Source organism: Actinomycetospora chlora (assembly GCF_039542135.1).
Lineage (GTDB): Bacteria > Actinomycetota > Actinomycetes > Mycobacteriales > Pseudonocardiaceae > Actinomycetospora > Actinomycetospora chlora.
The window spans coordinates 81,362-96,419 of sequence record NZ_BAABHO010000007.1 but is presented as its reverse complement, the minus strand read 5'-3'; the positions used below and the strand labels follow the sequence as shown (position 1 = coordinate 96,419).

The window sequence follows — 15,058 nt, the reverse complement described above, 5'->3', positions numbered from 1 at the left end:
CACCTCGTTGAACGTGAGGTGAACGTGAGGACAGCGTCGGTCGAGCGTCTGCTCGCGATGGCCCTGGTCGCGACGGTGGCGGTGACGATCGCGCTCTCGCTCGTCACTGCTCTCCTGCACCCGGCCCCGGCCGCGCTGTGGGCCTACGTCGACGGTCTCGAGCCCTACAACTTCCCGACGTGGGCGGGCGCGGTGGTGCTGCTGCTCGCGGCGCTCGCGTGCCTCGCCGCCGGTCTGGCCGCGCGGGCCGCGCGCCGCCGGGACGCGGTGTGGTGGGCGGCGGCCGCGGTCGGGCCCACGATCGCCTCGCTGTGCGTCGCCACCGGCTTCCACACCCGCATCGACGGGCTCGCCCGCCAGGTCGTCGGCACCAACCCCCTGACCACCGACTGGCTCCCCTCCGCGATCGCCGCGGGGCTGCTGTTCGCGGTGCCGTTCGTCGTGGTGTCGCGCCGGCTGCCCCACGGCCGGTGGCTGCTGGCCGCCGTCGCCGCGGTCGGGGTGGGTGCGCTGGTCAGCGAGCTGCTGGTCCGGGCCCTCGGTCCCGGGGGCCGCGTGCCGGCCGAGCTGGCCGAGGGCGTCCAGATCCTCGGCGCGGTGGGCCTGCTGCTGGCGCTCGTCGGGGCCGTGACGGTGGTCCGCGACGGCACCGAGCTGGGGATCCTGCCCGCCGGGGCGAGCCCGGACGACCTCGCCGGTCCGCGCCGCGGCGGCCTGCACGCGTCCCCCGACCTGCGCCGCCGCCTGCTCTGGGCGCTGCTGCTGGTGCCGACGGTCGCGCTGAGCGCGCTGAGCCTGCTCGTCACCCTCGCGTTCCCGACGCCGGGCCCGAAGCTCGAGCAGTGGATCGGCTACCTCAACGTCGACGCCGAGGGCAACCTGCCGACGTGGTGGGCCGTCGGCCTGCTCGCGATCGCGGCCGTCGCGCACCTCCTGGCCGGGCTCGCCGGCCGCGCCACGGGCGCCCGCGCGGCGGTCGGCTGGCTGGTCACCGCCGCGATCCTCGCCGGCATGTCGCTCGACGACATGACCTCGATCCACGAGCGCGTCGGCGACATGGTCAAGCCCGAGGGCGCGGGCGGGACCGACGGCTCGTTCTCGTTCTACTGGGTCATCCCGGGCGCGGGCGTCGCGCTGGCGATCGCCGTCGTCGTCGGCGCGCTGGCGCGGCAGCTGCGCGGCCGCCCCCGCTGGCTGCTCGTCGGCGGGCTCGGCGTGCTGTTCTTCTTCGCCCTCGGCCTGGAGGGCATCGAGGGCGCGGTCATCGCGAGCCAGCAGGGCAGCCGCGTCGTGCAGGTGCTCGCCTACCACGTCGAGGAGCTGGGCGAGAACGTCGGCGCGCTGCTGCTCATCGGCGCGGCGACCAGCGCGCTCACGGTCCGGCGCCGCGCCGGGGCGCTCGGGGTGCGGTACGTCGGCGCGGGCGAGCCGGTCGAGGAGGACGGACCGGAGCCCGCGCCGGTCGACCCCGCCGCCCTGCCCACCGAGGCGATCCCGGTCGCGGCGACCACCCCGATCGCCCGGGGCTGAGCGCTCCCCCGCCACCCGAGATCACCAGGTCGAAAGGCACCTCCACGACCCCCGCGGCGGTGCGTTTCGGACTGCTGATCACCGGACGGGGTGGCGTGCGGGTGGGAAGGTGCCGGACATGGCGGGCGTGGTGGTGCGCGGGGCGCGGATGCCGGGGTCGGGGCGGCCGCTCGACGTGCGTCTCGCGGACGGCGTGGTCGCCGCGGTCGGGGCCGAGGTCGGGGTGGAGCGCGGGGACGAGGTCGTCGACGCCCGTGGTCTGACGGTGCTGCCGGGCCTGGTCGACGCGCACGTGCACTGGTCGCAGTGGGCCCAGGTGCGCCGGCGCGTGGACGTCGGGGCGGCCACGTCGCCGCAGGAGGCGGCGGCGACGATGGCGGCGGCCCCCGGCGCCGGCCTGGTCGTCGGTCACGGCTTCCGCGCCGGGCTCTGGTCGGCCGCGCCGCACCAGGACCTCCTCGAGCGCGCCGCGCCCGGACGCCCGATCGCGCTGGTCAGCGACGACCTGCACGCCGTCTGGCTCAGCCCCGCCGCGCTGGCGCGCTTCGGGCTCGACCACCCCACCGGGCACCTGCGCGAGCAGGAGGCGTTCGCCGTCCAGACGCGGCTGTCGGCCGAGCCGGACCCCGCCGAGCTCGACGGGTGGGTCGCCGCGGCGTCCGTCGAGGCGGCCGCCCGCGGCCTCACCGGCATCCGCGACTTCGAGTACGACGACACCCCCGCCGTCTGGGCGCGGCGGGCCGCCCGCGGACCGCTGGCCCTGCGCGTCGAGGCCGCGGTGTGGGAGCCGTGGCTCGACGAGACCCTCGAGCGCGGGCACGCCACCGGCGACGCGGTGGCCGGCCTGGTGCGCGTCGGCCCGTTCAAGATCCTCGCCGACGGTTCGCTCAACACGCGCACGGCCGCCTGCCACCACCCCTACCCCGACCCCGCCGACGGCCACGGCGCCCTCAACATCGACCCGGGCGACCTGCGCGAGCTCATGGACCACGTGGCCCGCCACGGCCTGCACCCCGCGGTGCACGCCATCGGCGACCGGGCCAACGCCGTCGTCCTCGACGCGTTCGAGCACGTCGGCGGGCCGGGCCGGGTCGAGCACGCCCAGCTCGTCGCGGCCGGCGACGTCACGCGGTTCGCCCGGCCCGGGCTGGTCGCGTCGGTACAGCCCGCGCACCTGCTCGACGACCGGGACGTCGCCGAGCGGCACTGGCCCGACGTCACGGCCCGCGCGTTCCCCTACGCCGACCTCGTCGCGGCCGGCGCCCGTCTCGAGCTGGGATCCGACGCCCCGGTGGCCCCGCCCGACCCGTGGACGGCGATCGCCGCGGCCGTCGCCCGCTCGGGCGACGAGCGCCCGCCGTGGCACCCGGAGCAGGCCCTCGACGTCGCCACCGCCCTGCGGGCGTCGTGCGGCGGCCGGCTCGAGCTGCGCGCCGGCGACCCGGCCGACCTCGTCCTGCTCGGCGACGACCCGCTGCACGCCGACCCGGCGACGCTGCGGGCGATGCCCGTGCTGGCGACGCTCGTGGGCGGGCGCTTCACCCACCGCACGGATCCGTAGCGGTCGGTGCCCCGCGCTGTCGGACCGCTGTGCTTTCGTGGGGGCATGACGGCGACCACCGACCTGCGCACGGACGCCGAGGCCACGCTCCAGCGCCTCGCCGGGCCCGGGGCGCGGCTGCGCGAGGACCAGTGGGCGGCCATCCACGCGCTCGTGGCCGAGGGCCGGCGCGCCCTGGTGGTGCAGCGCACCGGGTGGGGCAAGTCGGCGGTCTACTTCGTGGCGACGGCGCTGCTGCGGGCGGCGGGCAAGGGCCCGACGGTCATCGTCAGCCCGCTGCTCGCCCTCATGCGCAACCAGATCGACGCCGCCGAGCGCGCCGGCATCCACGCGGTGACGGTCAATTCCGCGAACACCGACGGGTGGCAGGACGTCTACGCCCAGGTCCAGGCGGGCGAGGTCGACGTGCTGCTGGTCAGCCCGGAGCGGCTCAACAACCCCGAGTTCCGCGACCAGGTGCTCCCGGAGCTCAGCCGCACCGCGGGCATGCTCGTGGTCGACGAGGCGCACTGCATCTCCGACTGGGGGCACGACTTCCGGCCGGACTACCGGCGCCTGCGCACGCTGATCGCCGAGCTGCCCGACGGCGTCCCGGTGCTGGCCACGACGGCGACGGCCAACGACCGCGTCACGACGGACGTGGCCGACCAGCTGGGGGTGTCGAGCAGTCATGACCACGCCCTGGTCCTGCGCGGCGAGCTCGACCGCGAGTCACTGCGCCTCGGGGTCCTCCCGCTGGACAAGGGGGCGGACCGCTTCGCCTGGCTCGCGCAGCACCTCGACGACCTCCCGGGCTCGGGCATCGTCTACACGCTGACGGTGGCCGCGGCCGACGAGCTCGCCGCGTTCCTCCGCGAGCGCGGGCACGCCGTCGCCGCCTACACGGGCAAGACCGACCCCGCCGAGCGCGAGCGCGCCGAGGACGACCTGCTGGCCAACCGCGTCAAGGCGCTGGTGGCGACGAGCGCGCTCGGCATGGGGTTCGACAAGCCGGATCTCGGCTTCGTCGTCCACCTCGGGGCCCCGCAGTCGCCGGTGGCCTACTACCAGCAGATCGGCCGCGCGGGCCGCGGCGTCGAGCGCGCCGAGGTGCTGCTGCTGCCCGGCCCGGAGGACCGCGACATCTGGGCCTACTTCGCGTCGCTCGCCTTCCCGGCCGAGCCGCAGGTGCGGGTCGCCCTCTCGGTGCTCGGCGACGCCGGCCGCCCGCTGTCGACCGCGGCGCTCGAGCCGCGGGTGGAGCTGTCCCGCGGGCGGCTCGAGATGATGCTCAAGGTCCTCGACACCGACGGCGCCGTGCGCCGCGTCAAGGGCGGCTGGGAGGCCACCGGGCAGCCGTGGGAGTACGACGGCGCCCGCTACACCGGGCTGGCCAAGGCCCGCCGCGCCGAGCAGCAGGCGATGCTCGACTACATCGCCACCGACGGCTGCCGCATGGAGTTCCTGCGCCGCCAGCTCGACGACCCCGGCGCCGCCCCGTGCGGGCGCTGCGACAACTGCACCGGGCAGCGCCACGACCCGAGCATCGGCGAGGACGTCCGCGTCCAGGCGCAGACGACGCTCGACCGGCCCGGCGTGCCCCTGGCCCCGCGCAAGCAGTGGCCCAGCGGCATGGACGCCCTCGACGTCCCGCTCAAGGGCAAGATCGCGCCCGGCGACGCCGCCGAGGAGGGCCGGGCGCTGGGCCGGCTCACGGACGTCGGCTGGGGCCCGCGGCTGCGCCCGCTGCTGCGCGCCGACGACCTCGTGCCCGACGCCGCCGTCGACGCCGCGGTCGAGGTGCTCAAGGGCTGGGACTGGGCGCAGCGCCCGGCGGGCGTCGTCTGGCTGCCGTCGCGGCGGCGGCCCGTCCTCGTCGAGAGCTTCGCACAGCGCATCGCGAGCATCGGCCGGCTGCCGCTGCTCGGCGCGCTCGCCGACACCGCGCCCCCGGTCTACGACGACCCCGAGGACGACAGCGAACCCGAGCCGCCGAACTCCGCCCAGCGCCTCGCCGAGGTGTGGTCGCGGCTGTCGGTCCCGCCGGGGACGGACCTGGGCGCCGGCCCGGTCCTGCTCGTCGACGACGTCGCCGACTCGGGCTGGACGCTCACCGTGGCCGCCGCGCTCCTGCGCCGGGCCGAGGCGCCCGCGGTGCTGCCGTTCGTGCTGGCCACCACCGGCTGAGCGGGACGCGCCACGCTCGGGCGATGCACGCCCTCCTCTCAGCGCGGGTTCAGCTCGGTCGGCGAGCCTGGGGCGGTATGCCGGAGATGTCCGTTCTCCGGCGTCTCGCCGCCCTCCCGCCGACGAGAGGACCCGGGCATGACGATGCCGCGCCCGCCCGAGCCCCAGGAGCCCCAGGAACCCCGCCCGCTCTCGGAGCACGAGTGCCGCGCGCTCTCGGAGCTCGAGCAGCACCTCGCCGACGACGACCCCTCCCTGCACCAGCGGATGCGCCCGCGCCCGGCGTGGATGCCCGCGATCTCGTCCCGCGCCTACAACGCGCTGATCCAGGTCGCCGTCGTCCTGGTGGTGCTCGTCGTGCTCCTCCCGCCCCCGTGGGCCGCGGCGCTGGCGGTCGTCGTGGTCATGCTGGTGCCGACCGTGATCACGGTCCTGGCCCAGCGGCGGGAGCAGCCGCGGGAGCGGCCCGACGAGGGATGACCGGGACGGCGGCCGTGTCCGACCGGTCGTCCGGTTCCCGCCGGGCGTCGCGGGGTGGTATGCCCTGCGGTGTGACGATCGCCGCGCTGTACCGCTACCCCGTGAAGTCGATGCTCGGGGAGTCCCTGAGCCGCGCCGTGCTGGACGAGCGCGGGGTCCTCGGCGACCGGGCCTACGCCGTGCTCGACGTCGAGACCGGCATCGTGGCCAGCGCGAAGGTGCCCAAGCGGTGGGCGAAGCTCCTCGCGTTCTCGGCCGCGTTCGCCGGCGAGCCGGTCGCGGGCGAGGCGGCGCCGCCGGTGGTCATCACCTTCCCCGACGGCTCCACCCGGCGCAGCGACGACCCGGACATCGACCAGGCGCTCTCCGACGTCCTGGGCCGCGAGGTCGAGCTCATCACGACGCCGCCCGACGGCGTGGCCTTCGAGGAGCTCTGGGTCGACATCGAGGGCGTCGAGCGCGCCGAGCTGGGCCCCGAGCACATCATCGAGGCCACCACGAAGCGCCAGGAGGACACCGGCGAGGCGATCAGCCACTTCGACGTCGCCGGCTTCGCCCCGCCCGGGCGGTTCTACGACCTGTGCGCGATGCACGTCATCACCGAGTCGACGTTGCAGCGCCTGCGCGAGCTCGCCCCGGAGAGCGACTTCGACGCCCGCCGCTACCGGCCCAACGTCGTGCTGTCGGACACCGAGCCCGGCTTCGTCGAGAACGACTGGCCCGGCCGCGAGATGACCCTGGGCGGCGACGGCGCCCGGCTCGCGTTCAGCTTCCAGACCATGCGCTGCGTCATGACGACGATGGCGCAGCAGGACCTCCCCGAGGACCGCAACACCCTGCGCACGGTCGCGAAGAACAACCGCATCGACATCTCCCACCCCGTGGTCGGCGGGAAGTGGGCCTGCGCCGGGGTGTACGCCGACGTCGCCGCGGGCGGCGAGGTGGCCGTCGGCGACCCGCACTCCTGACCCGGGCAGATCATGGACACCCGCGCCAGCACCGTCGACGGCGTCGTCACCCGCAGCGCGCGGCGCACGCCCGACCGCGTCGCCCTCCGGTTCGCCGACCGCTCCTGGACCTACCGCGAGCTCGACGACGCCGTCACCCGCGCCGCCGGCTTCCTCGCCGAGCTGGGGATCGCCGCGGGCGACCGCGTCGCCACCTACGGGCGGAACTCCGACGCGTACGCCCTGGCCTTCCTCGGCTGCGCCCGTCTCGGGGCGGTCCACGTCCCGATCAACTACGCGCTCACCGGCGAGGAGCTCGGCTACCTGCTCGAGCAGTCGGGCAGCCGGCTGCTGCTCGTCGACCCGGCGCTCGCCGCCCCCGTCGACGCGCTGCCGACGCAGCCCAAGCAGGTCGTGCCGCTGCGCGACGCGCCCGGGTCACTGCTCGACCGGGCGCGGGAGGGCGCGATCCCGGAGCTGACCACCACCGTCGCCGACACCGACCTCGTCCAGCTGCTCTACACGTCGGGCACCACGTCGCGGCCGAAGGGCGCGATGATGACCCACCGCGGTCTGGTGCACGAGTACGTGTCGGGCGTGCACGCGCTGGCGATGTCGGAGGACGACCGGCCGCTGCACGCCATGCCGCTCTACCACTCCGCGGGCATGCAGCTCTTCCTCATGCCCTACCTCATGGTCGGCGCCACGAACACCGTCGTGGAGGCGCCCGACGTCCCGGAGGTGCTGCGGCGCATCGAGGCCGACGGCATCGGCGCGATCTTCCTCGCCCCTACCGTGTGGGTGCCGCTGGTCAACCACGCCGACTTCGGCACGCGCGACCTCAGCAGCCTGCGCAAGGCGTTCTACGGCGCGTCGATCATGCCGGTGCCCGTGCTGAACCGGCTGCGCGAGGCCCTGCCCGCGCTCGGGGTCTACAACTGCTTCGGCCAGTCGGAGATCGGCCCGCTCGCGACGGTGCTGCAGCCCGAGGAGCACGACGAGCGTCCCGACTCGTGCGGGCGGCCGGTGCTGTTCGTCGAGTTGCGGGTGGTCGACGACGACGGCCGCGACGTCGAGCCCGGCGGGACGGGCGAGGTCGTCTACCGCTCGCCGCAGCTCTGCGAGGGCTACTGGGACAAGCCCGAGGAGACCGCCGAGGCGTTCCGGGACGGCTGGTTCCACTCCGGCGACCTCGTGCGCATCGACGCCCAGGGGTACATCACGGTCGTCGACCGGATCAAGGACGTGATCAACACCGGCGGCGTGCTCGTGGCGTCGCGCGAGGTCGAGGACGTGCTCTACACGCACGAGGCCGTCGCCGAGGTCGCGGTGGTCGGCGTCCCCGACGAGCGGTGGATCGAGGCGGTGGCGGCGTTCGTGGTCCTGCGCGGGGAGGCCACCGAGGAGGACCTGATCGCCCACGCACGCCGTCACCTCGCGGGCTTCAAGACCCCGAAACAGGTGCACGTCGTCGACGAGCTGCCCCGCAACCAGTCGGGCAAGCTGCTCAAGCGCGTGCTGCGCGACCAGCTCCCGTCGTGACGGCGCCGACCGCCGGGGCGGACCGCGGGAACTGGTTCACCCGCGGCGGCTGGTGGTTCTTCGTGCACCTGCTGAGCCTGGGGCTGTTCTGGCCGGTGCCGATGACGGCGGCCGCCGTGCGCAGCCGCCGGCCCGGGCACGTCGTCGCCGCGGTGGTGTCCTACCTGATCGTCATCGGGACCGTGCTCGCGATCGCCGGCGCGCCGCACACGCCGGACGGCGAGCTGGTGGACGGCGGCAGCCCGCTCGGCGCCCTCGGCATCACGACGTGCTTCCTGGGCGGCCTGGTCACGCTCGTCGTGGTGCGGTCCCAGGTCTTCGCGGCCCGTCGCGGCGCCGGGTGGGACCGCCCGCCGCCCGACCCGGCGATCGCCGCCGTCCTCGCCGCGCGCGACCGCCGCACCGAGGCGCGCCGCCTCGCCGCGCAGGACCCGCTGCTGGCCCGCGAGCTGCGCATCGGGCGTCCGGACCTGCGGCGGACCTACGACGACGGCGGCCTCGTCGACCTCAACAGCGCCCCGGCGCCGGTGATCGCGCACGTCTGCGGCATCCCCCGCGAGCTCGCCGAGCGCATCGTCACCTCCCGCGGCCTGGCGGGCCGCTTCACGGCGGTGGACGACGTCTTCGCCTGGGCGGACCTGCCGTACGACCTGTGGGAGGTCGTGCGCGACCGCGGTGTCGTCGTCGGCTGAGCCCTACTCCGGGTGCCCGATCGCCGTCGACGCCGGGACGACCACGTACTGGCGCAGGCACAGGTCGGTGAACACCACCGGCCCCCGCGGGCCCGGGACGTGGTCGACGTTGATGCCGGTCTCGGGCACGCGGCGCAGCTTGACGCCGTCGAGCAGGCGCGTGGTGGCGTTCCAGAACGCGCCGGTGCCGGCGTAGGTGTCGAGGAACGTCCGCGCGGCGGCCTCGTCGGCGGTGGCGATGGCGGCGGCGAGCCCGGACGTCTCGCGGTTGGCGATCGCGGCGGCGTCGGCGGGCCCGTCGGCGGGGGCGAGGGTCACGGTGGCCTCGTGGCCGTCGTCGAGCGCCCACTCGTGGCCGAGCGGGTGCCCGTGCGGCGGCAGCGACGCCCGCAGCCCGTGCTCGCCGAGCAGCGCGACGAGGCCCGGCGTCAGCTCGTCCCAGCGGTGGCGGTCGACGAGCAGGAGGTTGAGGCGGTTGCAGACGCCGAGCCGGTCGATCGACGACGTGACCATGCCGTGCGCGAGCTCGACCGAGGACGCCCGGTCGACGTAGAGCACCCCGCCGCCGTCGGCGTGGGCGAGCGTGCGCACGCCGTGCTGGGCGGCCTCGAGGCCGAGCGAGCGGGTGGTGTCGCCGGAGCCGCGCAGGATGACCAGCGGGATCAGGCCCGGGCGGCGCACCAGCTCGACGGCGCACTCGCGGCGGGCGTCGGTGACGAGCACGACCGCGTCCGGGTCGAGCCCGGCGCCGGCCAGGGCGGGCGCGACCACGGCCTCCATCAGCGCGGTGGCCGACGCCAGCGCGGCGCCGCCGGTGCGCAGGACGCCCGCGTTGCGTGACTTGATCAGCTGGGACGCGACGTCGACGACGACGTTCGGGCGGGCCTCGAAGTTCGCGCCGATCACCCCGACCGGCCGGCGGCGCTCGATGAGCCGCAGCCCGTCGGGGCGCTCCTCGAGGACGGTGTCCGCCGGCGGGGTGGGGACGTCGGCGAGGTCGAGCAGCGACTCGGCCATCGCGTCCAGCCGCGCCGGGTCGAGCCGGAGCCGGTCGAGCAGCGCGCCCGTCGTGCCGTCGCGCTCCGCGGCCTCGACCTCGGCGGCGTTGGCGGTCAGCACCGTCTCCGCGGCCTCCGCGAGCAGCGCCGCCATCCCGCGCAGGGCCTGCGCGACCTCGTGGTCCGTCGCCGCCGCCATGTGCGGGGCGGCCGCGGCCGCGCGGCGGCCGCAGTCGGTGACGATGGCGGCGGGGTCCGCGGTCGTGTCCGTCAGGACGTCGGTCGTGCTGGTCACGCCCGCATTCTGCCAGCCGGGACGCTCCGACCCCGACGCCGTGGGCCGATCCCACCTGTCGTGGGTGTCGCGGTTGTCGGTGGTGACGCGTACACTCGAACACATGAGCGAACGGGTCAGGACGGTCGAGCGCGACGCGCTCGACCGGGCCCGCGAGCACGTGATCGCCCAGCGCGCCGGCTACCACCGCCGCCTGCAGGACATCGCCGCGCTCGACGAGCTGGGCACGGCGGTCAGCCTGGGCTACCGGTCGATCGAGGCGCTGATCGCCGACCGCGACAACCTCGACCACGCCGAGGCCAAGCGCCTGGTCGCCGAGGCCACCGACCTCTGCCCGCGCACCTCGCTGCAGGGCCAGCCGCTGCCCCCGCGACTGCCGGCCACGGCCGCGGCGCTGGCCGCCGGTGCGATCGACCCCGCCCACGTCAAGATCCTCCGCGACACGATGCGGCACCTCGCCAGGCTGCTCGCCCCGCCCCCACCCGACGAGCTGTGCGCGGTCGAAGAAGAGCTCGCCACCCAGGCCCAGCTGCTGCCCCCACGGATGCTGAAGGTCCTGGCGAAGGGCTTCGTCGACTTCTACGACCCCGACGGCGCCGCCCCGCCCGACGGCGACGCCACCGGCGACGAGCTGCGCCTGCACCGCCGCAAGGACGGCTCCCTGGCCTTCAAGGGCCACCTCGCCGACCCCATGGACGCCGAGACGGCCATCGAGGTGTTCGGGGTCCTCGCCGCCCCCCACGGCCCCGACGACGACCGCGCCCTGCCCCTCCGCCAGGCCGAAGCGTTCAAGGACCTCATCCAGGACGCCCGCGGCCCCCAGGGCCTGGCCACCACCAGCCCGCACGAGGACGACCCCGACGACGCCGTCACTGGCTCCGAGAGCGAGACGCTGGCCCTGATCCCGCAGCCGCGCCGCCCCGAGCCGCCCCAGCCCGCCCGGCCCGCCCGCCCTGGGCGGCCGGGGCGGGCGCTGCTGACGGTCACCATCGACCACCGATTCCTGTGCCAGACCCTCGCCGAGCGCGGGTTCGGAGTCCTCGACTCCGGCCACGCCGTCGACCCGGCCACCCTGCGCCGCTGGGCCTGCGACGCCGAGATCATCCCCATGGTCCTCGGCTCCCGCTCCCAGCCCCTCGACGTCGGCCGCACCCACCGCACCGCCCCCGACGCCATCCGCCGCGCCCTGCACCAGCGCGACCAAGGCTGCGCCTTCCCCGGCTGCCACCGCCGACCCCGCCGCTGCCAGGCCCACCACATCCACCACTGGCTCGACCACGGCGACACCGCCCTGCACAACATGTGCTTGCTCTGCCGCTACCACCACCAGCTGATCCACCACGGCCACTGGACCATCACCATGATCGACGGCCGGCCCTGGTTCACCCCGCCCGCCTTCATCGACCCCGAGCGGCGACCACGCCTCGGCGGACGACCACGGGTCCCCACCTGACCTGACCGACAGGTCGGTCAGCCGTTCAGCGCCGCGTCCGTCGACCGGGCCACTGGCACGAGGTCGTCGGCGTGCACGACCTCACGCCGCAGCTCCGGGGCGAGGTCGTCGCTCGAGCGCCCGGAGATCTCGGGGAGCTCCTCGGCGTCGAAGGCCACGACGCCGCGGGCGACGACGTCGCCACGCGGGTCGACGAGGTCGACCACGTCACCGGACTCGAAGTCGCCGTCGGAGCCGGTGATGCCGGCCGCGAGCAGCGAGCGGCGGCGTCCGACCACCGCGCGGACCGCGCCGTCGTCGAGGTGCAGCCGCCCCCGCGTCCCGGCCATGTGCCGCAACCAGAACCGGCGGGCCGACAGCCGCGGCCCGTGGGGCGCGAAGACCGTGCCGACCTCGGCGCCGTCGAGGGCCGCGGCCGCATCGGCGGCCGCGGCGACGAGCACCGGAACCCCGGCACCGCTGGCGAGGTCGGCGGCGGCGAGCTTCGAGGCCATGCCGCCCGTACCGAGCGAGGAGGGCCGGCCGACGCGGACGCCGGCGAGGTCGGCACCGCCGGTGACCTCGCGGACCAGCGTCGCGCCGGGCGAGCGCGGGTCGGCGTCGTACACGCCGTCGACGTCCGACAGCAGCACCAGCGCGTCGGCGGAGATCACGTGGGCGACCAGGGCGGCGAGACGGTCGTTGTCGCCGAAGCGGATCTCGTCGGTGGCCACGGTGTCGTTCTCGTTGACCACCGGCACCACCCCGAGGCCGAGCAGCCGCTCGAACGTCCGCTGCGCGTTGCGGTAGGGCCCGCGGCGCACGACGTCGTGAGACGTCAGCAGCACCTGCCCGACCGTGCGGCCGTGGCGGGCGAACGCCTCGGCGTAGGCGCGCGTGAGGTGCAGCTGCCCGACGCCCGCCGCGGCCTGCTGGGTGGCGAGGTCGCGGGGCCGGCGCGGCAGGCCGAGCGGGCGCAGACCGGCCGCGATCGCCCCGGAGGAGACGAGCACGACCTGGGTGGCCGCCGCCCGGGCCGCCACGGCGTCGACGAGCGCGTCCAGCCGGGCGACGTCGAGGCCGTCGTCGACGCTGGTCAGCGACGTCGACCCGACCTTGACCACCAGCCGGCGGGCGCGGGCGACGGTCTCCCGCGCAGTCACTCGTAGTCCTCGTGCCAGGGCGCGATACCGAGCTCGTCGTCGCTGCGGTGGCGGCGACGCTCGTCGCGGGCCGCGCGCCGGTCGGACGCCGACGGGCGGTCGGCGAGCTCGGCGCCCTCGAGGCGCGGGTCGGTGCCCCGGTTACCGCGCATAGCCGCGACGCCCGCGGGCGTCGAGGGCTCCCAGTCGAAGGTGTGGATGCCGATGGTGACCATGTCGCCGGGTCGGGCGCCGGCGTCGGCGAGGGCCTCCTCGACGCCGAGGCGGGCCAGCCGGTCGGCCAGGTAGCCGACGGCCTCGTCGTTCTGGAAGTCCGTCTGGCGCACCCACCGCTCGGGCTTCTCGCCCTTGACGACGAACCCCTCCTCCGGGTCGGGCTCGACGGAGAAGCCGGTGTCGTCGACCGCGGTCGGGCGCAGCACCACCCGCGGCGCGCTCGAGGGCACTGCGGCGGCGCGGGCCTCGTCGACGACCGTCGCCATCGTGTAGGCGAGCTCCTGCAAGCCGGCCCGCGTCGCCGTCGAGATCTCGACCACCGGCCAGCCGAACGCCGCGACGTCGTCGTGCACCATCTCGGCGAGCTCGACGGCGTCCGGGACGTCCATCTTGTTCAGCGCGACGATGCGGGGGCGCGCGGCCAGGTCGGTGCCGAGCGCCGGGGTGTAGGCGGCGAGCTCGGCCTCGAGCGCGCGGATGTCGGACACCGGATCGCGGTCCGGCTCGAACGTCGCGCAGTCGACGACGTGCACGAGCACCGAGCAGCGCTCGATGTGGCGCAGGAAGTCCAGCCCGAGGCCCTTGCCGCTGCTCGCGCCGGGGATGAGGCCCGGGACGTCGGCGACGGTGAACGTGGAGCCGCCCGCGGACACGACGCCGAGGTTGGGCGCCAGGGTCGTGAATGGGTAGTCGGCGATCTTCGGCTTGGCGGCGCTCAGCGCGCTCACCAGCGACGACTTCCCCGCGCTGGGGTAGCCGACGAGCCCCACGTCGGCCATCGAGCGCAGCTCGAGCACGAGGTCGCGCGACTCCCCCGGCTCGCCGAGCAGCGCGAACCCCGGCGCCTTGCGGGACGGGCCGGCCAGCGCCGCGTTGCCGAGGCCGCCGCGCCCGCCCGTCGCGGCGACGAACCGGGTGCCGATGCCCGTGAGGTCGTGCAGCACCTCGCCGTCGGCGTCGAGCACGACCGTGCCCTCGGGCACCGCGAGCTCGATATCGTCGGCGTTGGCCCCGTTGCGGAAACTGCCCTGACCCGGGCGCCCGTTGCCGGCAGTGGCGTGCGGGCGGTGGTGGAAGTCCAGCAGGGTGTGCACGCCGGGGTCGACCACGAGCACGACGTCCCCGCCACGCCCGCCGTTCCCGCCGTCCGGGCCGCCGAGGGGCACGAACTTCTCCCGGCGGATCGAGGCGCAGCCGTGCCCGCCGGAGCCCGCCGTGACGTGCAGCGTCACGTGGTCGACGAAGCGGGCCATCGCGGTGCTCTGTTCCTTTCCGGGTCGAGACGAACGAAAGGGGTGGGTCCGCGTTCCGGACCCACCCCTGACGGTACTGCGAGCTGTCAGACGGAGGCGGTCTCCTCCACCGGCACGATGCTGACGGCCTTGCGGTTGCGGTGGGTCCCGAAGGTCACCGCGCCCGGGATGAGGGCGAACAGCGTGTCGTCGCCGCCGCGGCCGACACCGACGCCGGGGTGGAACTTGGTGCCGCGCTGACGAACGAGGATCTCGCCGGCCTTGACGACCTGGCCGCCGTAGCGCTTGACCCCGAGCCGCTGGGCGTTGGAGTCGCGACCGTTGCGGGAGCTGGACGCACCCTTCTTGTGAGCCATGTCTGCTCCCCTACTTCGAGATGTTCGTGACCTCGAGGCGGCTGTAGCGCTGGCGGTGGCCGACGCGCCGCTTGTACCCGGTCTTGTTCTTGTACTTCAGGATCTTGATCTTCGGGCCCTTGGCGTCCCCGACGATGCTGCCCGAGATGGACACCTTCTCGAGGTCGGAGGCCGAGCTGAGCACGGTGCTGCCGTCGACGACCAGGACGGGCTGGAGGTCGACCGTGTCACCGTCGAGGAGCTCCACGTCGATGACGTCGCCGACCGCGACCTTGTACTGCTTGCCGCCGGTCTTCACGATCGCGTACATCTTCCGCGGGACTCCTGTCTTGTGTGGCTTCCGGCTCCGGCGCGGCCCCTGCGGAGCGGGCCCGGCGCACTGGTGCCGCGGGTGTTCGGGTGGACCGACCCGGCGGGCACCGACGTC

Annotated in this window: 13 protein-coding genes; 8 read left to right on the top strand and 5 right to left on the bottom strand. The window is 75.3% G+C overall.

The genetic code is table 11. The features are described from left to right. Positions 1-24: 24 nt before the first annotated feature. From ABD994_RS06430 to ABD994_RS06400, 7 genes are all read left to right on the top strand, one after another. Complete coding sequence (locus ABD994_RS06430) at positions 25-1,530, top strand: hypothetical protein (protein ID WP_345411958.1); 1,506 nt, start codon at positions 25-27, stop codon at positions 1,528-1,530. Positions 1,531-1,648: 118 nt separating this feature from the next. Then, positions 1,649-3,091, top strand: a complete 1,443-nt coding sequence (locus tag ABD994_RS06425; protein WP_345411956.1) for an amidohydrolase — start codon at positions 1,649-1,651, stop codon at positions 3,089-3,091. Between the two features lie 45 nt (positions 3,092-3,136). Next, complete coding sequence (locus ABD994_RS06420; RefSeq protein WP_345411954.1) at positions 3,137-5,257, top strand: RecQ family ATP-dependent DNA helicase; 2,121 nt, start codon at positions 3,137-3,139, stop codon at positions 5,255-5,257. 138 nt (positions 5,258-5,395) lie between these two features. After that, a complete protein-coding gene (locus ABD994_RS06415; protein WP_345411952.1) occupies positions 5,396-5,737 on the top strand; it encodes a DUF3040 domain-containing protein in 342 nt (113 codons plus the stop codon). A gap of 71 nt (positions 5,738-5,808) precedes the next feature. Further along, positions 5,809-6,705 (top strand): MOSC domain-containing protein, encoded by an 897-nt coding sequence (locus tag ABD994_RS06410; protein ID WP_345411950.1) that lies wholly within the window; start codon positions 5,809-5,811, stop codon positions 6,703-6,705. Between the two features lie 9 nt (positions 6,706-6,714). Continuing rightward, a complete protein-coding gene (locus ABD994_RS06405) occupies positions 6,715-8,226 on the top strand; it encodes a fatty acyl-CoA synthetase (protein ID WP_345412117.1) in 1,512 nt (503 codons plus the stop codon). Then, positions 8,223-8,918, top strand: coding sequence for a helix-hairpin-helix domain-containing protein (locus tag ABD994_RS06400; protein WP_345411948.1), 696 nt, complete (start codon positions 8,223-8,225; stop codon positions 8,916-8,918). The genes ABD994_RS06405 and ABD994_RS06400 overlap by 4 nt, the downstream gene beginning before the upstream one ends. Positions 8,919-8,921: 3 nt before the next feature. On the opposite strand, the gene ABD994_RS06395 is transcribed toward ABD994_RS06400, so the two are convergent. Further along, the gene (locus ABD994_RS06395) at positions 8,922-10,211 is read right to left on the bottom strand and encodes an aldehyde dehydrogenase family protein (protein WP_425550032.1); all 1,290 of its coding nucleotides are present in this window, start codon (positions 10,209-10,211) and stop codon (positions 8,922-8,924) included. 103 nt (positions 10,212-10,314) lie between these two features. On the opposite strand from ABD994_RS06395, the gene ABD994_RS06390 reads away from it, so the two are divergent. Continuing rightward, a complete protein-coding gene (locus ABD994_RS06390) occupies positions 10,315-11,664 on the top strand; it encodes an HNH endonuclease signature motif containing protein (RefSeq protein ID WP_345411944.1) in 1,350 nt (449 codons plus the stop codon). A gap of 17 nt (positions 11,665-11,681) precedes the next feature. On the opposite strand, the gene proB is transcribed toward ABD994_RS06390, so the two are convergent. The 4 genes from proB to rplU all read right to left on the bottom strand — a co-directional run bounded on the left by proB (position 11,682) and on the right by rplU (position 14,941). Then, entirely contained in the window at positions 11,682-12,806 is a 1,125-nt protein-coding gene (gene proB, locus ABD994_RS06385) for a glutamate 5-kinase (RefSeq protein ID WP_345411940.1), read from the bottom strand. Further along, on the bottom strand, positions 12,803-14,275 hold the full coding sequence (gene obgE / locus ABD994_RS06380; protein WP_345411936.1) for a GTPase ObgE: 1,473 nt from the start codon (positions 14,273-14,275) through the stop codon (positions 12,803-12,805). Before obgE ends, proB begins: the two co-directional genes overlap by 4 nt. Positions 14,276-14,361: 86 nt before the next feature. Beyond that, complete coding sequence (gene rpmA / locus ABD994_RS06375) at positions 14,362-14,631, bottom strand: 50S ribosomal protein L27 (RefSeq protein WP_345411933.1); 270 nt, start codon at positions 14,629-14,631, stop codon at positions 14,362-14,364. 10 nt (positions 14,632-14,641) lie between these two features. Next, complete coding sequence (gene rplU, locus ABD994_RS06370) at positions 14,642-14,941, bottom strand: 50S ribosomal protein L21 (RefSeq protein ID WP_345411928.1); 300 nt, start codon at positions 14,939-14,941, stop codon at positions 14,642-14,644. Positions 14,942-15,058 lie beyond the last annotated feature (117 nt).